The sequence below is a fragment of the Streptomyces chromofuscus genome (assembly GCF_015160875.1).
GTDB lineage: Bacteria > Actinomycetota > Actinomycetes > Streptomycetales > Streptomycetaceae > Streptomyces > Streptomyces chromofuscus.
On record NZ_CP063374.1, the window covers coordinates 5,179,465 to 5,197,780 of the forward strand.

13 protein-coding genes are annotated in these 18,316 nt (G+C 68.8%); 9 read left to right on the top strand and 4 right to left on the bottom strand.

What is annotated here, in order from left to right; all coding sequences use genetic code 11:
- The first annotated feature begins 215 nt into the window (after positions 1 to 215).
- Positions 216 to 1,070 (top strand): class I SAM-dependent methyltransferase, encoded by an 855-nt coding sequence (locus IPT68_RS23495; RefSeq protein ID WP_228039831.1) that lies wholly within the window; start codon positions 216 to 218, stop codon positions 1,068 to 1,070.
- On the opposite strand, the gene IPT68_RS23500 is transcribed toward IPT68_RS23495, so the two are convergent.
- Genes IPT68_RS23500 through IPT68_RS23515 form a run of 4 tightly spaced genes read right to left on the bottom strand, consistent with a single transcriptional unit; the run spans position 1,059 to position 4,956 of the window.
- Positions 1,059 to 1,838, bottom strand: coding sequence for a succinate dehydrogenase/fumarate reductase iron-sulfur subunit (locus IPT68_RS23500; protein ID WP_189696351.1), 780 nt, complete (start codon positions 1,836 to 1,838; stop codon positions 1,059 to 1,061). The genes IPT68_RS23495 and IPT68_RS23500 overlap by 12 nt on opposite strands.
- On the bottom strand, positions 1,835 to 3,781 hold the full coding sequence (locus tag IPT68_RS23505) for a fumarate reductase/succinate dehydrogenase flavoprotein subunit (protein WP_189696352.1): 1,947 nt from the start codon (positions 3,779 to 3,781) through the stop codon (positions 1,835 to 1,837). Before IPT68_RS23505 ends, IPT68_RS23500 begins: the two co-directional genes overlap by 4 nt.
- 17 nt (positions 3,782 to 3,798) lie before the next feature.
- Positions 3,799 to 4,632, bottom strand: a complete 834-nt coding sequence (locus IPT68_RS23510; RefSeq protein ID WP_189696353.1) for a hypothetical protein — start codon at positions 4,630 to 4,632, stop codon at positions 3,799 to 3,801.
- A gap of 33 nt (positions 4,633 to 4,665) precedes the next feature.
- On the bottom strand, positions 4,666 to 4,956 hold the full coding sequence (locus tag IPT68_RS23515) for a hypothetical protein (protein WP_189696354.1): 291 nt from the start codon (positions 4,954 to 4,956) through the stop codon (positions 4,666 to 4,668).
- Between the two features lie 297 nt (positions 4,957 to 5,253).
- On the opposite strand from IPT68_RS23515, the gene IPT68_RS23520 reads away from it, so the two are divergent.
- The 8 genes from IPT68_RS23520 to IPT68_RS23555 all read left to right on the top strand — a co-directional run bounded on the left by IPT68_RS23520 (position 5,254) and on the right by IPT68_RS23555 (position 18,310).
- On the top strand, positions 5,254 to 7,338 hold the full coding sequence (locus tag IPT68_RS23520; protein WP_189696355.1) for an ABC transporter family substrate-binding protein: 2,085 nt from the start codon (positions 5,254 to 5,256) through the stop codon (positions 7,336 to 7,338).
- A 201-nt stretch (positions 7,339 to 7,539) separates the two neighbouring features.
- Positions 7,540 to 9,447: a translational GTPase TypA gene (typA, locus tag IPT68_RS23525; RefSeq protein WP_189696356.1), complete on the top strand. Its 1,908-nt coding sequence runs from the start codon at positions 7,540 to 7,542 to the stop codon at positions 9,445 to 9,447.
- 380 nt (positions 9,448 to 9,827) lie between these two features.
- Complete coding sequence (locus tag IPT68_RS23530) at positions 9,828 to 10,874, top strand: ABC transporter permease (protein WP_189696357.1); 1,047 nt, start codon at positions 9,828 to 9,830, stop codon at positions 10,872 to 10,874.
- A gap of 102 nt (positions 10,875 to 10,976) precedes the next feature.
- Positions 10,977 to 12,770 carry an ABC transporter substrate-binding protein gene (locus IPT68_RS23535; protein ID WP_189696358.1) on the top strand — a complete coding sequence of 598 codons (1,794 nt, stop codon included), beginning with the start codon at positions 10,977 to 10,979 and terminating at the stop codon, positions 12,768 to 12,770.
- A 97-nt stretch (positions 12,771 to 12,867) separates the two neighbouring features.
- Complete coding sequence (locus IPT68_RS23540) at positions 12,868 to 13,845, top strand: ABC transporter permease (protein ID WP_189696359.1); 978 nt, start codon at positions 12,868 to 12,870, stop codon at positions 13,843 to 13,845.
- Positions 13,846 to 13,860: 15 nt separating this feature from the next.
- Positions 13,861 to 14,922, top strand: a complete 1,062-nt coding sequence (locus tag IPT68_RS23545; RefSeq protein ID WP_189696360.1) for an ABC transporter ATP-binding protein — start codon at positions 13,861 to 13,863, stop codon at positions 14,920 to 14,922.
- Positions 14,923 to 14,936: 14 nt separating this feature from the next.
- Complete coding sequence (locus IPT68_RS23550) at positions 14,937 to 16,055, top strand: ABC transporter ATP-binding protein (protein WP_189696361.1); 1,119 nt, start codon at positions 14,937 to 14,939, stop codon at positions 16,053 to 16,055.
- A gap of 629 nt (positions 16,056 to 16,684) precedes the next feature.
- Positions 16,685 to 18,310, top strand: a complete 1,626-nt coding sequence (locus IPT68_RS23555) for a peptide ABC transporter substrate-binding protein (protein ID WP_189696362.1) — start codon at positions 16,685 to 16,687, stop codon at positions 18,308 to 18,310.
- Positions 18,311 to 18,316 lie beyond the last annotated feature (6 nt).

Genomic DNA, 18,316 nt, shown 5'->3' on the forward strand with positions numbered 1-18,316 from the left:
TCGGAGCGTATGAGCAGGAATGCGGCTCCGCGAGTGGGGTGCGTCCCTTACGTGGACGACGTGCGGGGCGAGCGCTCGAGCGGCGGCCCGCCCCGCGTCCCTACGTCACCCGTTCGTCGGACAGTCGTCAGGTGTGCTCTCCCTGGAGGGGTACCCCCGTTAGTTGTGGAGCGGCTGTGCGCGGCCTACGGTCCACGCCACTTCCCCTACTCCCTGTGAGGGTCACCCATCCATGCGAGCGCTACTCACCAGCAGGGTCGCCCGGCCGCGCCCTGCGGCCCGTCGCCGCACTGATCGACCAGCGCGTCGAGCGCGAGGTCCGGCGGGTCCTCGGCAACACCTCCTACGACGCGGTGCAACAGGAGCTGAAGAGGGTGCGCGCCCGGCAGCGCCCCCTGGAACGGTTCTTCGACGGGACCGGGCGGGGTGCCTCACGGTTGCCGTCGGCGCCGCACCGGAACCGGACCATCGGGGAGCTGACCCGTGTCACCGGCGACGGTGACGGCGCGGAGCGGGCCGTCGGCCAGGCGTTCCGGCTGCTCATCGCGATGGAGGCGCTGGGCGTCGGCCGTGTGGCCGGCGGCACGATGTTCGGCGCGGCCCTCATCCGCATGATGGAGCGGACGGGGCGGGATCCGCGGCTGACGATCGTCGATCCGCTGGCCGGTCAGCAGCTGCAGCCCGGTACCACCATGGGTGGGGACGTGACGGGCACGCCGGTGCGGGAGGCCGCCGTGCGCGCCCATCTCGCGCTGGTGGGCGCGGCCGGTGCCGCGGCCCGGATCCAGCAGGGCGTCTCCGAGGACCCCGAGGTGCGTGCCGCCGTCTCCGACCGCGCCTACGGCGTGATCGTCGTCGACGGCGACCACTCCGCCGAAGGCGTGGCCAAGGACCTGGAGTGGGCCGAGCAGATCATCGCCCCTGGCGGCATCGTCGTCCTCGACGACTTCGGGCATCCGAAGTGGCTGGGCATCAAGGAGGCCTTCGAGAAGCACATGGCCTCCGACACCCGGTTCACCTTCCTCGGACAGGTGGCGCACTCGGGGTACCTGCGGGGCTCACTCGGCTGACGCGGACCGCCGACGGATCTTGTTGCCGAGCCAGACCAGCGGGTCGTACTTGCGGTCGACGGCCCGCTCCTTCAGCGGGATCAGTGCGTTGTCGGTGATCTTGATGCCCTCGGGGCAGACCTCGGTGCAGCACTTGGTGATGTTGCAGTAGCCGAGGCCGTGTTCGTCCTGGGCCGTGCGTTTGCGGTCGAGGCCGGACTCGGCCGCCGCGTCCAGCGGATGCATGTCAAGTTCCGCGACGCGCATCAGGAAACGCGGTCCCGCGAACGCCTGCTTGTTCTCCTCGTGGTCGCGGACCACATGGCAGGTGTCCTGGCACAGGAAGCACTCGATGCACTTCCGGAACTCCTGTGACCGGTCCACGTCCTCCTGCATCATGCGGTACTCGCCGGGCCCCAGACCGGCCGGCGGCACGAAGGACGGGACCTCGCGCGCCTTCTCGTAGTTGAAGCCGACGTCCGTGACGAGATCCCGTACGACCGGGAAGGCGCGCAGCGGGGTGACGGTGATCGTCTCCTCGCGGTCGAACACCGACATCCGGGTCATGCACATCAGCCGGGGCCGCCCGTTGATCTCGGCGGAGCACGAACCGCACTTGCCCGCCTTGCAGTTCCAGCGCACGGCCAGGTCGGGGGCCTGGGTCGCCTGGAGGCGGTGGATGATGTCCAGCACCACCTCGCCGTCGTTCACCTCGACCCGGAAGTCCTCCAGGCCGCCCCCGTCCGCGTCCCCGCGCCACACCTTGAAGCGGGATTCGTAGCTGCTCACTCGTACAGCTCCTCTTCGGCGAGGTACTTGACCAGCTCCTCCTTGTCGAACAGGGCGAGCAGGTCGGGTCGGATGGGTTCGGTGGTCTCGCGGGTAAGGGTGATCTGGCCCCGGACCGGGTCCGTGGCCGCCAGGCCGCCCGTGGGGTCGGTGAGCCGGCAGAGCAGATTGATACGCCGCCACCTGCGGTCCATCGACGGGTGGTCCTCGCGGGTGTGGCCGCCGCGCGACTCGTTGCGCTCCAGCGCAGCCCGCGCCACGCACTCGCTGACCAGCAGCATGTTCCTCAGGTCCAGGGCGAGGTGCCAGCCCGGGTTGAACTGGCGGTGGCCCTCGACGCCCGCGCGGCGGGCCCGTACCCGCAGCTCGGCCAGCTTCTCCAGGGCCTGCTTCATCTCCGCCTCGCGGCGGATGATGCCGACCAGGTCGTTCATAGTCTGCTGCAGTTCCTGGTGGAGGGTGTACGGGTTCTCCGGCGGGCCCCCGGCGGGCTCCTCGATCTCCGCCTCGGCGGAGAAGGGGCGCAGGGCCTCCGCCGCCGCGCTGTCCACCTGGACGTCGTCCACCCGGGGCCGGGTCGTCGCCACCGAGGCCGCGTACTCGGCGGCGTACTGTCCCGCCCGGCGGCCGAACACCAGCAGGTCGGAGAGCGAGTTGCCGCCGAGCCGGTTGGAGCCGTGCATCCCGCCGGCCACCTCACCGGCCGCGTACAACCCCGGCACCCCGCGGGCCGCCGCCGAGTCGGAGTCGACGGCGATGCCGCCCATCACGTAGTGGCAGGTGGGCCCGACCTCCATCGCCTCGGCGGTGATGTCGACGTCGGCCAGCTCCTTGAACTGGTGGTACATCGACGGCAGCCGGCGCTTGATCACCTCGGCGGGCATCCGCGTCGACACGTCCAGGAACACACCGCCGTGCGGGGAGCCTCGGCCCTCCTTGACCTCGGTGTTGATCGCCCGGGCGACCTCGTCGCGGGGGAGCAGCTCCGGGGGGCGCCGGTTGGTGTCCGGGTCGTCGTACCAGCGGTCGGCCTCGTCCTCCGTCTCGGCGTACTTCTCCTTGAAGACGTCCGGGATGTAGTCGAACATGAACCGCTTGCCCTCGGAGTTGCGCAGCACGCCGCCGTCGCCGCGGACGGACTCGGTGACGAGGATGCCCTTCACCGAGGGCGGCCAGACCATGCCGGTCGGGTGGAACTGCACGAACTCCATGTTCAGCAGGGGCGCCCCGGCCAGCAGGGCCAGCGCGTGGCCGTCGCCCGTGTACTCCCAGGAGTTCGACGTGACCTTGAAGGACTTGCCGATGCCACCAGTCGCGATCACCACGGCGGGGGCCTGAAGGACGAAGAAGCGGCCCGACTCCCGCTCGTAGGCGAAGACACCGCTCACCCGGGAGCCGTCCTCGTCCTTGAGGACGCGGGTGACCGTGCACTCCTGGAAGACCTTCAGGCGGGACTCGTAGTCACCGGTCTCCTTGAAGTCCTCCTGCTGCAGCGCGACGATCTTCTGCTGCAGGGTGCGGATCAGCTCGAGGCCGGTGCGGTCGCCGACGTGGGCGAGGCGCGGGTACTCGTGGCCGCCGAAGTTGCGCTGGGAGATCCGGCCGTCCTTCGTACGGTCGAACAGGGCGCCCCAGGTCTCCAGCTCCCACACCCGGTCCGGGGCCTCCTGGGCGTGCAGTTCGGCCATCCGCCACTGGTTCAGGAACTTGCCGCCGCGCAGGGTGTCCCGGAAGTGCACCTGCCAGTTGTCGTGCGGGTTCGCGTTGGCCATCGCGGCGGCGATGCCGCCCTCGGCCATCACCGTGTGCGCCTTGCCGAACAGCGACTTGCAGATCACGGCGGTACGGGCGCCGCGCTCGCGGGCCTCGATGGCGGCACGCAGCCCGGCGCCGCCCGCGCCGACCACGACGACGTCCCACTGCTGTCGCTCCACCACGGACATCACAGGGCCCCACTCATCTAGAAGAAGCGCGGATCGTCGAAGACACCGGACGCGAGGAGATAGACGTAGAAGTCGGCGAGCGCCACGCTCACCAACGACGTCCAGGCGAGCAGCATGTGACGGGCGTTCAGCCTCCCGACCCACTGCCACATCCGGTAGCGCACCGGGTGTCTGGAGAAGTGCTTGAGCTTGCCGCCGACGATGTGCCGGCAGGAGTGGCAGGAGATCGTGTACGCCCAGATCAGCACGATGTTGACGAGGAACACCAGCGTGCCGAGGCCCATGTGGCCCCACGCGTAGTTCTCGTCGCGGAAGGCGAGCACGGTGTCGTACGTCAGGATGCCGGCGACGAGGATCGCGGCGTAGAAGAAGTACCGGTGGATGTTCTGCAGCACCAGCGGGAAGCGGGTCTCCCCGGTGTACTTCTTGTGCGGCTCGGCCACCGCGCAGGCCGGCGGGGACGCCCAGAAGCCCCGGTAGTAGGCCTTCCGGTAGTAGTAGCAGGTCAGGCGGAAGCCGAGCGGGAAGATCAGGATGATGATCGCGGGGGAGATGCCCCACCAGCCGCCGAAGATCTCCCAGTTCGGGCCCGCCTTCATCGGCTCGCAGTTCTCCGCCAGGCAAGGGGAGTAGAACGGCGATACGTACGGGGCCGCGTAGTAGTCGGCGTTCGCGAAGGCCCGCCAGGTCGAGTACACGATGAAGGCGAACAGCCCGGCGGCGGTGGCGGCCGGCGCCAGCCACCAGCGGTCGGTCCGCAGGTGCGGCGCGGCGATCGCGGCGCGGGACGCCGACCGGACGCCGCCCGGGGGACGGGGATCTGAGGTTGTGGGTTCCGTACCAGTGGCCAAGGTGTGACTCCGGTCGGTCGGGACTCGGATCGGTCAGGGTGCGCGTCGGTCGCGGGCGCCGAGTCCCTCGTCGTCCGTGTCGACCCACAGGCTGTTGTCGTACGGCGTGTCGGGAATGGTGACGAGCTCCGGACGCCGCTGCGCGGCCGGTGTGCTGGACGCCTCGCGGAGCAGCGCGACGCTCTCGCGCAGGTGCTCGCAGTCGGTGCGCACGCGGCGTATGTCGAGCCCGCCGGTGCCGAGCTGCTGCTCCAGGCGGCCCAGCGACCGGGACAGGTCGTCCAGACAGCGCTGCACCGATGTCAGTTCGTCGTGCACGGACATGACGTGACCTCACTTCCGTCGGCCCTGCGGCCGTGGGTGGCAACGGTCATGCGCCTGCGAGTGTTGCGCGTCACACCTGCCGCTGGGAAGGGACGTGCACCGATTGGCCGAGGCGTACAGGTGCATCCCGGGGTGCGTTGCGCCGCACGGGTGGGGTTACCGGCCGTCGCCGCCGTGTCGCCCGCTGTTGCTGAACCCTTTCCTCTTCAGTGGCCGCGTAGAGCCGAGAACATCTGATCAGCTCCATATACCGCCAAAAGTGATCGTAACCCCCGCGGCCCCCGGAGGTAACCAGAGATGTCCCACGACGGCGTCGGTCCGCGCGCAGTGCTGCGCTCGGTCGCCCTCCTCACCGCGGGTGTGCTCGCGGTGCCCGCGCTGACCGGATGCGGCTCGGACGACGAGGCCGGCAAGCCGCTGGCCGTACAGGACATCGCGCCCGCCGCCCGGGCGCAGGTCGCCGACGGCGGCACCCTGTACTGGGCCGTGGACGCCGTGCCGGACACGCTGAACACCTTCCAGGCCGACGCCGACGCGACCACCACCCGGATCGCCCAGGCGGTGCTGCCGTCGCTGTACCGGCTGGACGACAGCGGGCGGCCGGAGATCAACCCCGACTACCTGGAGTCCGCCGAGGTCGTCGAGACCGAGCCGCGCCAGGTGGTCCTCTACAAGCTCAACCAGCAGGCCGTCTGGACCGACGGCCGGGAGCTGGGCGCGGCCGACTTCGCCGCCCAGTGGCGGGCCCTGTCCGGGAAGGACAGCGCCTACTGGACCGCGCGCAACGCCGGGTACGACCGGATCGAGCGGATCGAGCGGGGCGGCAGCAACCTGGAGGTCAAGGTCACCTTCAGCCGGCCCTACGCCGACTGGAAGTCGCTGTTCTCGCCGCTGTACCCGAAGGAGGTCATGGGCACGCCCGATTCCTTCAACGACGGGGCCCGCAGCAAGCTCAAGGTCACCGCCGGACCGTTCACCGTGCAGCAGGTCGACCGGAAGAAGGACGAGGTCACCCTCGTGCGCAGCCCGCGCTGGTGGGGTGAGCCGGCCAAGCTCTCCAAGATCGTGCTGCGGGCCGTGCCGCGCGTGGAGCGGGCCGGCGCGCTGGCCGCCGGGACCGTGGACGTGGCCGACATCGACGCCGCCACCGCCCGGCGCGTCGAGATCGCCGGGCGCCCCAAGGGAACCGGGACGCCGCTGCAGGGCGCCAAGGCGGCGGAGGCCCCGGACACGGGGGCGCTGGCCCGCTACGAGGTCCGCAAGTCGCTGGAACCGGCCTACACCCAGCTCGCCCTCAACGGCGCCGGCGGTCCGCTCGCCGACGAACGGGTCCGCCGGGCTGTCGCCCGCGCCCTGGACCGCAAGGAACTGGCGGAGGTCGTCCTGAAGCCGCTCGGGCTGCCCGCGGTGCCGGTCGGCAGCCACCTCGCGCTGGCCGGGCAGGCCGCGTACGCCGACAACAGCGGGGCGCTCGGCGGCGAGGACACCAAGGAGGCACAGGCCCTGCTCGCCGACGCGGGATGGGTGCGCGGCGGACCGCTGAAGGACCAGACGAAGAAGGAGAAGGCGGCGGGTGCCGAGGGGCAGTCGGCGTCGCCCGGGTCCGAGCAGTCGGCGGGGGAGGACGACGGGACGTACATCGTGGGGGAGGAGGACGGCAAGGCGGGCGAGGAACCCGACGGGCGCGAGCCCGAGAAGGACCCCCGCAGTCTCGCCCAGGACGGCAAGCAGCACCTCCAGCAGGGCGGCGGGGCGCAGGGGGCGTACGCCCCCAAGGGCACCGCGGCGCCGGGGGCCGCGGCCGGGCCGCTCGCCAAGGACGGCAAGCCGCTCACCCTGCGGTTCGTGCTGCCCTCGGGAGCGGGGTCCGACACGCTGCACCAGGTCGCCGACCGCATCTCGCGCATGCTGCAGCGGGTGGGAATCCGCACGGAGACGACGAAGGTCTCCGACGAGAGCTACTTCAAGGACCACATCGCCAACGGCGAGTACGACCTGGCGCTGTACTCCTGGCCGGCGTCGGCGTTCCCCGCGACCGACGCCCGGCCGATCTACGCCAAGCCGGTACCGGCCGCCGACGGCTCCCTGAGCGTCGAGCAGAACTACACGCGGGTCGGCACCGACCAGGTCGACCAGCTCTTCGACCAGGCCATCGCCACGCTGGACGAGGAGGAGGCGCGCGACCTCGTGCGCAAGGCCGACTCCCGCATCTGGGCCGCCGCCGGCTCGATCCCCCTCTACCAGCGCCCGCAGCTCACCGCCGTCCGCAAGACCCTTGCCAACGCCGGGTCCTTCGGCTTCGAGACACCGGTGTACGAGGACATGGGCTTCTTGAAGAAGGCCCAGAAGGCGGCGGGTCCGCAGCGGGCGGACAAGGACTGATCAGGGCGCGTCCCGCGGCCGGCGCACTCGGTGCGGGTGGGGCGACGAAACGGCTCCCACCTGCACCGACGCATCCGCGCAAGCCCCAGTCGCGGCAGCCCCGTACCATGGGGTGAGGCCGTGGCGTGTCAAGCCCGGCAGGGCGCGCGTAACTCAGTCCTACGCGCAGCCGTCCTCACCATCCCGGGAGTACGCCGCAATATGGCCACGCGCCACGACATCCGCAACGTCGCCATCGTCGCCCACGTAGACCACGGCAAGACGACCATCGTCGACGCCATGCTCAAGCAGGCCGGTGCCTTCGCCGCGCACCAGCTCGACTCCGTCGACGACCGCATGATGGACTCGAACGACCTGGAGCGTGAGAAGGGCATCACGATCCTCGCCAAGAACACCGCGGTCAAGTACCACCCGAAGGACGGCGGGGACCCGATCACGATCAACATCATCGACACCCCCGGCCACGCCGACTTCGGCGGCGAGGTCGAGCGCGGTCTGTCGATGGTCGACGGTGTCGTGCTCCTCGTCGACGCCTCCGAGGGCCCGCTGCCGCAGACCCGCTTCGTGCTGCGCAAGGCGCTCCAGGCCCGGCTCCCCGTCATCCTGTGCATCAACAAGACGGACCGCCCGGACGCCCGCATCGACGAGGTCGTCAACGAGGCCTACGACCTCTTCCTCGACCTGGACGCCGACGAGGACCAGATCGAGTTCCCGATCGTCTACGCCTGCGGCCGCGACGGCATCGCCTCGCTGACCAAGCCGCAGGACGGCACCGTCCCGGCCGACAGTGACAGCCTGGAGCCGTTCTTCTCCACGATCCTGGAGCACATCCCGGCCCCGACCTACGACGAGGGCGCCCCGCTGCAGGCGCACGTCACCAACCTCGACGCCGACAACTTCCTCGGCCGTATCGCGCTGCTGCGCGTCCAGCAGGGCGAGCTGCGCAAGGGTCAGACGGTCGCCTGGATGAAGCGCGACGGCTCCGTGACCAACGTCCGCATCTCCGAGCTGCTGATGACCGAGGCCCTCACCCGCGGCCCCGCCGAGAAGGCCGGCCCCGGTGACATCTGCGCCGTCGCCGGTATCCCGGACATCATGATCGGCGAGACCCTGGCCGACACCGAGAACCCGGTCGCGCTGCCGCTCATCACGGTCGACGAGCCTGCCATCTCGATGGTCATCGGTACCAACACCTCGCCGCTGGTCGGCAAGGGCGGCACCGGCAAGGGCGCCGACGCGAAGGCGGCCGTGAAGGACCGCAAGGTGACCGCACGGCAGGTCAAGGACCGGCTGGACCGCGAGCTGGTCGGCAACGTCTCCCTGCGCGTGCTGGACACCGAGCGCCCGGACGCCTGGGAGGTGCAGGGCCGTGGCGAGCTGGCGCTGGCCATCCTCGTCGAGACGATGCGCCGGGAAGGCTACGAGCTGACCGTCGGCAAGCCCCAGGTGGTCACCAAGGACGTCGACGGCAAGGTCTACGAGCCCGTCGAGCGCATGACCATCGACGTGCCCGAGGAGCACATGGGCGCGGTCACCCAGCTCATGGGTGTGCGCAAGGGCCGTATGGACAACATGTCCAACCACGGCTCGGGCTGGGTCCGCATGGAGTTCGTCGTCCCGTCCCGCGGTCTGATCGGTTTCCGGACGGAGTTCCTGACCCAGACCCGCGGCACGGGCATCGGGCACTCCATCCACGAGGGCTTCGAGCCCTGGTTCGGCACCCTGCAGACCCGTAACAACGGCTCGCTCGTCGCGGACCGCTCCGGTGCCGTCACCGCGTTCGCGATGACGAACCTCCAGGAGCGCGGCGTGCTCTTCGTGGAGCCGGGCACCGAGGTGTACGAGGGCATGATCGTCGGCGAGAACTCGCGCTCGGACGACATGGACGTCAACATCACCAAGGAGAAGAAGCTCACGAACATGCGGTCCTCCACCGCCGATGTGACCGAGTCGATCGTCCCGCCGCGCAAGCTGTCGCTGGAGCAGTCCCTGGAGTTCTGCCGCGACGACGAGTGCGTCGAGGTTACCCCGGAGGCCGTTCGCATCCGCAAGGTGGTGCTGGACCAGCGTGAGCGGGCCCGCGCCGCGAGCCGCGCCAAGCACGGCTGACGGCCCTCCAAGGGCCCTCTGACACGACCCGTCTCCCTCCCGCGCGGGAGGGAGACGGGTCGTTGTTGTGGGCTCATTCAGCAGCCTGTCAGCGGCCCGTGAAGCCCTGTTCGGATATCGGTGCCCCGGCGATCAAGTTTCGGACATGTAAACAAAAATCCCTCCCACTATGTCCGGTTCGCCGATTTCACGTCTCGCCTGTCAAGCGCGCGCAGGTGTCAATCTTTGCAATTTTTGCTCAAAAAATGGGCGGTAGGGAGATCCCTGTGCCTTCCGCCCTTGACGCGCGTTGATGCACTTGGCGAAAGTTCCCCCAAACCACAGAACCTGCCGGTATCTGTGCTGCGCTCAACTCTCCAACCCCCCGGGGGAAGAAACACATGACCAGTCCAACCAAGGCCGAGGGCTCCGGGTCCACGGTCGCCTTGGACCCAGAGCTCGAGGCGACGTCGGAAGTCGCCAAGGGAGCAACGAAGCTTGAGGGTCGTTCCCCCGGGCAGTTGATGTGGCAGCGCTTCAAGCGTGACCGTACAGGGATGATCTGCGCCGGCGTAGTGATTTTCTTCTTCGTCATCGCGCTGTGCGCACCGCTGCTCACCATGATCAGCGGCACGGACCCGTACACCCTCTACGGCCAGGACCCGACGTACGCGGACAAGCCCGTCCTGGACGACTTCGGGCTTCCGCTCGGCTACTTCGGCGGCATGTCGGCCGAGCACTGGTTCGGCGTGGAGCCGCAGTACGGCCGGGACCTGTTCGCGATGCTGGTGTACGGCATGCGGACGTCGCTGTTCATGGCGCTGGGCGTGTCGGTGCTGCTGACGGTCACCGGTGTGGTCCTCGGTCTGATCGGTGGCTACTTCGCGGGTCGTACCGACTACTGGCTCGGCCGGGTCACGGACTTCTTCCTGTCCTTCCCCTCGCAGCTCTTCTTCATCGCCTTCATGCCCGTGGTGACCTCGTTCTTCGTGGACCCGCGCGACGAGACGCCCACGTACTTCCGGGCGCTGGCGATCCTGATCGTGCTGTGGGTGCTCGGTTGGATGGGTATGTCCCGTCTCGTCCGTTCCGTGGTGCTGGCGCTGCGTGAGCGGGAGTTCATCGAGGCCGCCAAGGTCTCCGGGGCCTCGCCGGGCCGGATCATCCGCAAGGAGGTCCTGCCGAACATCGTCACGCCGGTGCTGGTGCAGTTCACGTATCAGCTGCCCAGCACCATCCTGACCATCGCCTTCCTTTCCTTCGCGGGCGTCGGCTTCGTCGAGCCCACCCCGGACTGGGGGCGTCTGTTCGCCGCCGGCGCGAACTACACCCAGCAGGACCCCGCGTTCATCTTCTTCCCGGGTGTGGCGCTGGTGATCTTCATCCTGTGCTTCAACCTCCTCGGAGACTCGGTACGGGATGCCTTCGACCCCAAGTCCGGGCGCTGAGCCGTCCATTGGTGGGGGGTGGCTGCCGCCCCCGCGTCGGCCTACCAGCCGCGTCAGGCAGTACTCATGGATAACAACCGACAGGTAGGTGCATACACCGCTATGAAGTCGTTCACCTCGCGCAGAGGACGCGCCATGCTGGTCGCCATCGCGGCCGGTTCCCTCGCGCTCACCGGCTGCTCGGAGAACACCGGCAACAACTCCGGCGGGAACAAGGGCGAGAACCAGGACAAGGCCAAGGAGCAGGCGGCGGGCGTCGCCTACCTGGACGCCGCGGCCTCGACCGGTCCGGCCGAGGAGGTCCCCGGGGCCAAGCCCGGCGGCACCATCACGGTCTACCAGGAGTCGGGTCTGTCCCACATGGACCCGAGCCAGATATACGTCTCGGACGCCGGTCAGTTCGCCAACCTGGTCTTCCGCGGTCTGACCAACTTCCAGGAGGACGGCAAGGGCGGCGTCGCGGTCGTGGGTGACCTCGCGACCGACTCCGGCAAGCCGTCCAACGACAACAAGACCTGGACGTTCACGCTCAAGGACGGCGTCAAGGACCAGAACGGCAACGAGATCACCTCGGCCGACGTCCGCCACACCGTCGAGCGCCTGTACGCGGAGTTCATCTTCGACGGCCCGACCTACCTCCAGACCTGGCTGAGCGGCCCGGACTACCGCAAGGCGCTGCCGGACGGCGGCTTCGGCAAGAAGCACCTGCCGGACTCGGTCCTGGAGACCCCGGACGACAAGACGATCGTCTTCCACTTCGACAAGCCGCGTCCGGACCTGCCGATGACGCTGGCGATGCCGGGCTACTCCATCGTGCCGGAGAAGACCGACACCAAGGCGAAGTACGACACGGCCCCGGTCGCCCTCGGTCCCTACAAGATCGCGGAGTTCAAGGCGGGCAAGACCCTCAAGCTCGTCAAGAACGAGAACTGGGACCCGAAGACCGACTCGGTCCGTCACCAGTACGTCGACGGCTTCAACTTCCAGTTCGGTGTCACCGAGTCGACGCAGACCAAGCGCCTGATCTCCGACCAGGGCGACGCCAAGAACGCCATCCAGTTCACCGGCAGTGTCGACTCCACCCAGATCCAGGACGTCATCAGCGACCCGGCCGTCAACAAGCGGACGATCAAGGGCTACCAGCCCTACGTCATGCAGCTGACGTTCAACCTGGACCGCGTCAAGAACAAGGCCGTCCGTGACGCCGCCACCTACGCGGTGAACTCCAAGGCCCTGATCGCCGGTGAGGGTGGCGCGTTCGGCGGTGACGTCGCCCCGAACCTGTTCGCCCCGACCCTGCCGGGTTACGACGCGAAGTACGACCCCTACGGCCGTCTGAAGACGCCGGCGGGCAACATCGAGAAGGCCAAGGAGCTGCTGGCGGACGTCCCGGCCGCCGAGAAGAAGCTCGTCTTCGCCTACGCCAACTCCGAGGCGGGCCAGAAGCGCAAGGTCGCCATCGAGGACGCGCTCGGCAAGGTCGGCTTCGACGTGGTCTCCAAGGAGATCGACGCCGCGTCGTACTACGAGCAGATCGGCAAGCTCAAGAACCCGTACGACATGTACATCACCGGCTGGGGCCAGGACTGGCCGTCCGCCGCGACGGTCGTGACCCCGATCTACGACGGTGACCAGGTCGCCGACGGTGCGTCGAACTACTCGCACATCAAGGACCCGAAGGTCCAGGAGCTGATCGCCAAGGCTCTGACCGAGGCCCCCGAGCAGGCCGCCAAGACCTGGGAAGAGGCTCACAAGTACATCCTGGAGGAGGTCAACCCGGCCGCTCCGCTGTGGTACACCAAGCAGTTCCAGCTCTACGGCTCGAACATCGGCGGTGCCCGCTACAGCACTGAGTCGAGCTACATCGACGTCACCCAGCTGTACCTGAAGTCGTAACTCTCTACGGCTGTTCGCGGGGGTGCGCACCAGGCGGAGCGCGCCCCCGCGGTTCCGTGAACCCATCCACCGTCTCCGCAGAGAGCAGCCCCCCGCCATGCTTCAGTTCATCCTCCGGCGCTCGGTCGGTGCCGTCGTCACCTTGTTCCTGATCGGCGCCGCAACTTTCTTCCTCTTCGTCGCCGCGCCCTCCGACTACGCCTCCCTGGCCTGTGGCAAGGACTGCTCGCCCGCGCGACTGGAGGACATCCGGCACGCCCTCGGTCTCGACCAGCCGCTCGCCCAGCAGTTCTTCGAATTCATGTCCGGCATCGTCGCCGGCCGTGACTTCCCGGAGGGCGACTGCCCCGCACCGTGCCTGGGCCGGTCGTTCTACTACGGTGACAACGTCACCTCGATCATCATGGACCGCTTCCCGCTGACCCTCTCCCTGACGGTCGGCGCCCTGTTCGTCTTCCTCGTCCTCGGCATCGGCGCGGGCATGCTCGCCGCCTACCGGCGCGGCAGCATGGTGGACAAGGTCGCCACCGGTGCGTCCATGGTGCTCAGCTCGTTCCAGATCTACTTCCTCGGCCCGATCGTGCTGCTGATCTTCGTCTACAGCACCGGCTGGGTGGAGGACCCCAAGTACGTGCCGTTCACCGACAATCCGCTCGGCTGGCTCGCCGGGCTGTGGATCCCGATGGCCGTGATGGCCACGATCTTCACCGCCCAGTACACCCGTATGGCGCGCTCCTCGATGATCGAGCAGCTCTCCGAGGAGCACGTGCGCACCGCGCGCGCCAAGGGCATGGGCAAGAAGTACGTCTTCTTCCGCTACGCCTGGCGCGGCTCGCTCATCCCCATCGTGACCATCCTCGGCATCGACCTGAGCGCCCTGCTCGGCGGCGGTGTCGTCACCGAACTCACCTTCTCCCTCCAGGGGATCGGCCGCCTTGCCGTGGACGGGGCGGTCACCAAGGACCTTCCGCTGACGATGGGTGTCATGCTGGTCGGAGCCTTCTTCATCCTGCTCCTGAACATCCTCGTCGACATCGCGTACGCCTGGATCGATCCGCGCGTCCGGCTCTCCTAGGAAGAACGAACCACCGTGACCACACTGACCAAAACCGAGGACGTCCCGGCCCAGACCGGGCCCGAGAGCTTCCTCTCGGTCCGTGACCTGCGGGTGCAGTTCTCCACCGAGGACGGCATCGTCAAGGCGGTCGACGGGCTCTCCTTCGATGTCAAGCGCGGCAGGACCCTCGGCATCGTCGGCGAGTCGGGTTCCGGCAAGTCCGTCACCAACCTGACCATCCTGGGCCTGCACAACCCGCGGACCACCACCATCGACGGCGAGATCGTCCTGGACGGCCAGGAACTCGTCACCGCCAAGGAGAAGGAGCTGGAGAAGCTCCGCGGCAACAAGATGGCGATGATCTTCCAGGACCCGCTGACGGCGCTGTCGCCGTACTACACGGTGGGACGGCAGCTCTCCGAGCCGTACATGAAGCACATGGGCGCCTCCAAGAAGGAGGCGAAGGACCGGGCGATCCAGATGCTGGAGAAGGTCGGCATCCCGCAGCCCAAGGTGCGCTTCGACGACTACCCGCACCAGTTCTCCGGCGGTATGCGCCAGCGCGCGATGATCGCCATGGCGCTGATGTGCGACCCCGACCTGCTCATAGCCGACGAGCCGACCACCGCGCTCGACGTGACCGTGCAGGCGCAGATCCTCGACCTGCTCAAGGACCTCCAGCAGGAGTTCGGCTCCGCGATCATCTTCATCACCCACGACCTCGGTGTCATCGCCAACATGGCCGACGACCTGTTGGTGATGTACGCGGGCCGGGCCGTGGAGCGCGGCAGCGTCAAGGAGGTGCTGCGCACCCCGACGCACCCCTACACCTGGGGTCTGCTCAGCTCCATGCCGCGCCTCGACGGCGACATCCACCAGGAGCTGACGCCGATCCCGGGCAGCCCGCCGTCGCTGCTCAACCCGCCGTCCGGCTGCCCCTTCCACCCGCGCTGCGCCTACCGTGACAAGGTGTCCGGCAATCTGTGCACCGAGTCCCGTCCGTCGCTGGGCGAGGGCCGGGCCGCGGCCTGCCACCTCACGACGGAGCAGAAGCAGACCATCTTCATCGACGAGATCCAGCCCCGGCTGCGCTAGGGAGAACCGAGATCATGAGCGAGAACCTCACCCTCCCCGCACAGCAGGGCTCCACGTCCACCTCCACGGAACCCCTCCTGGAGGTCAAGGGCCTGACCAAGCACTTCCCGATCTACGGCGGCTTCCCCATCAAACGCAGGGTCGGCGCCGTCCAGGCCGTCGACGGCGTCGACCTCAGCGTCGGGGTGGGCGAGAGCCTCGGACTGGTCGGCGAGTCGGGCTGTGGCAAGTCCACCACCGGACGCCTGATCACCAGGCTCCTGGAGCCGACCGCCGGGCAGATCACCTACGCCGGTCAGGACATCACGCGTGCCAAGCGCAAGCAGCTGGCGCCGGTGCGGTCCGAGATCCAGATGATCTTCCAGGACCCGTACTCGTCGCTGAACCCGCGACAGACCGTCGGCAGCATCATCAAGGCGCCGATGGAGGTCAACGGGATCACCCCCGCGGGCGGCCGGGAGAACCGCGTCCGGGAGCTGCTGGAACTGGTCGGCCTCAACCCGGAGCACTACAACCGCTTCCCGCACGAGTTCTCCGGCGGTCAGCGCCAGCGCATCGGCGTCGCCCGTGCCCTGGCCCTGAACCCGAAGCTGATCGTCGCGGACGAGCCGGTCTCCGCGCTGGACGTGTCGATCCAGGCGCAGGTGGTGAACCTGCTCCAGAAGGTCCAGGACGAGCTGGGCATCGCGTTCGTCTTCATCGCCCACGACCTCGCGATCGTGCGGCACTTCTCGCAGCGCGTGGCCGTCATGTACCTCGGCAAGGTGGTCGAGGTCGGGGACCGGGACTCCATCTACAACCGGCCTCGGCACCCCTACACGCACGCCCTGCTCTCCGCGGTGCCCGAGGTGCAGGTCGACGACGACACCGAGCAGCGCGAGCGCATCCGCCTCGCCGGTGACGTGCCCTCGCCGATCCACCCGCCGTCCGGCTGCCGCTTCCGCACCCGCTGCTGGAAGGCGCAGGACAAGTGCGCGACCGAGGAGCCGCCGCTGGTCCAGATCTCCGGCAACCGGTCCGGGCACCTGACGGCCTGCCACTTCCCGGAGGAGCCGACCACGGAGGCCCGCGCGGAGGACGTCGTCATGGACCCGGCGCTGAAGGCGCTGGAGGAGGCCCAGGACCAGCACTGAGCCACTCCCACGGCCCCCGGGAACCGCCTGCGCGGCTCCCGGGGGCTTCGTGCTGCCACGACAGGCGCGACGGCCGGCCTCGTGCTGCCGCGGGAGGCGCGACGGCCGGCCTCGTGCTGCCGCGGGAGGCGCGACGGCCGGCCTCGTGCTGCCGCGGGAGGCGCGACGGCCGGCAGGCTCCGCCACCGTCCGCGCCCCGAGGGCAGCGGCGTGCCCCGGTCCGCCGTTCGTGGGCAGGATCGTGCCCCCGGTCCGTGCTTCGGGGGCAGGGGTGTGGTCCCGGTCCGTGCTTCGGCGGCAGGGGTGTGGTCCCGGTCCCATGGATTGAGGGGTGTCGTACGGCCCGGCGAGGGAGGCGTCGTAGAAGGAACGATCAACCATCCGGGCAGTGTGCCTGCTGCTTCGCCGACCAGTACAGAAATCCGGGATTCACGGCGGGGGAAGGGCTGACGCCTGCCGCCGGGTGCTTCCGCCGGGGCCCGATCCGGACGACAGGCTCTAGCCCAAAGGGCCGCCCCCGTGTGCATTGCTCACCTTATGTGTCGATATTTACCGGTAACGGGGTCAGGATATTGGTCGAACGGGTCAGCGCCCCGGCGCTGGCGGCAGCGCACCTGAGGAGGCACCCCATGCGTGGAGCACGGCACGCCCGATGGGCCGCGTGCGCGGCCGCGCTCGCCCTCGTGGGCACTGGCTGCGGCTCGGGCGGCGGCAGCGGCGACGGCGGCGCGGTGCTCAGCTCGTCCTGGGGCGACCCGCAGAACCCGCTGGAGCCGGCCAACACCAACGAGGTCCAGGGCGGCAAGGTCCTCGACATGATCTTCCGCGGGCTGAAGAAGTACGACCCGGAGACCGGCAAGGCCGAGGACATGCTCGCCGAGAGCATCGAGACGACCGACTCGCGCACCTTCACCATCACCGTCAAGGAGGGCTGGACCTTCAGCAACGGCGAGAAGGTCACCGCCCGCTCCTTCGTCGACGCCTGGAACTACGGCGCGAGCCTGAGGAACAACCAGCGCAACGCCTACTTCTTCGGCTACATCGACGGCTACGACAAGGTGCACCCCGAGAACGGCGGCGAGCAGACCGCCGAGACCCTCTCCGGCCTGAAGGTCACCGGCGAGCGCACCTTCACCGTGAAACTCCGTCAGAAGTTCTCGAGCTTCCCCGACACGCTCGGCTACGCCGCCTTCGCCCCGCTGCCGAGGGCCTTCTTCGACGACCACGACGCCTGGCTGAGCCGGCCCGTCGGCAACGGCCCGTACGCCGTCGACGCGTACGTCAAGGGCTCCCAGATGTCGCTGCGCGCCTGGGACGGCTACCGCGGCCCCGACAAGGCGCGCAACGGCGGCGTCGACCTCAAGGTCTACACCGACAACAACACCGCCTACACCGACCTCATGGCCGGCAACCTGGACCTGGTCGACGACGTCCCCGCGGCGCAGCTGAAGAACGTCCGGGCGGACCTCGGCGACCGCTACCTCAACACCCCCGCCGGCATCCTGCAGACCCTCGCCTTCCCGTACTACGACAAGAACTGGAACAAGCCCGGCATGGACAAGGTCCGCAAGGGCCTGTCCCGGGCGATCGACCGGGAGCAGATCACCGAGACCATCTTCCACCGGACCCGCACCCCGGCGACTGACTGGACCTCACCGGTCCTCGGCAAGGGCGGCGGCTACCGGGCGGGGCTGTGCGGCGAGTGGTGCGATTACGACCCCGCCGCGGCGAAGAAGCTGATCGAGGAGGGCGGCGGGCTGCCCGGCGGCCAGGTGAGGATCACGGTCAACGCGGACACCGGCTCGCACAAGCAGTGGGTGGACGCGGTCTGCAACTCCATCAACAACGCCCTCGGCAACGAGCGCGCCTGCGTCACCAACCCGGTCGGCACGTTCGCCGACTTCCGCGGCCGGATCACCGACCACGAGATGACCGGCCCGTTCCGCGCCGGCTGGCAGATGGACTACCCGCTGATCCAGAACTTCCTCCAGCCGCTGTACTACACCAACGCCTCCTCCAACGACGGCAAGTGGTCCAACGAGAAGTTCGACGAGCTGATCGACCGCGCCAACGCCGAGAGCGACACCGCCAAGGCCGTCGCGACCTTCCAGCAGGCCGAGGAGGTTGTCCGGGACGACATGGCCGCCATCCCGCTGTGGTACCAGAACGGCAGCGCGGGCTACTCGGAGCGGCTGTCCGACGTGAAGCTCAACCCCTTCAGCGTCCCGGTCTACAACGAGATCAAGGTCAGCTGAGGCGGC

What these genes read in the sequence shown, in the direction of transcription:
- IPT68_RS23505 (WP_189696352.1), bottom strand. Translation starts at nt 3,781, where the DNA reads ATGTCCGTGGTGGAGCGACAGCAGTGGGACGTCGTCGTGGTCGGCGCG.
- IPT68_RS23515 (WP_189696354.1), bottom strand. Translation starts at nt 4,956, where the DNA reads ATGTCCGTGCACGACGAACTGACATCGGTGCAGCGCTGTCTGGACGAC.
- IPT68_RS23520 (WP_189696355.1), top strand. Translation starts at nt 5,254, where the DNA reads ATGTCCCACGACGGCGTCGGTCCGCGCGCAGTGCTGCGCTCGGTCGCC.
- typA (WP_189696356.1), top strand. Translation starts at nt 7,540, where the DNA reads ATGGCCACGCGCCACGACATCCGCAACGTCGCCATCGTCGCCCACGTA.
- IPT68_RS23530 (WP_189696357.1), top strand. Translation starts at nt 9,828, where the DNA reads ATGACCAGTCCAACCAAGGCCGAGGGCTCCGGGTCCACGGTCGCCTTG.
- IPT68_RS23535 (WP_189696358.1), top strand. Translation starts at nt 10,977, where the DNA reads ATGAAGTCGTTCACCTCGCGCAGAGGACGCGCCATGCTGGTCGCCATC.
- IPT68_RS23540 (WP_189696359.1), top strand. Translation starts at nt 12,868, where the DNA reads ATGCTTCAGTTCATCCTCCGGCGCTCGGTCGGTGCCGTCGTCACCTTG.
- IPT68_RS23550 (WP_189696361.1), top strand. Translation starts at nt 14,937, where the DNA reads ATGAGCGAGAACCTCACCCTCCCCGCACAGCAGGGCTCCACGTCCACC.
- IPT68_RS23555 (WP_189696362.1), top strand. Translation starts at nt 16,685, where the DNA reads ATGCGTGGAGCACGGCACGCCCGATGGGCCGCGTGCGCGGCCGCGCTC.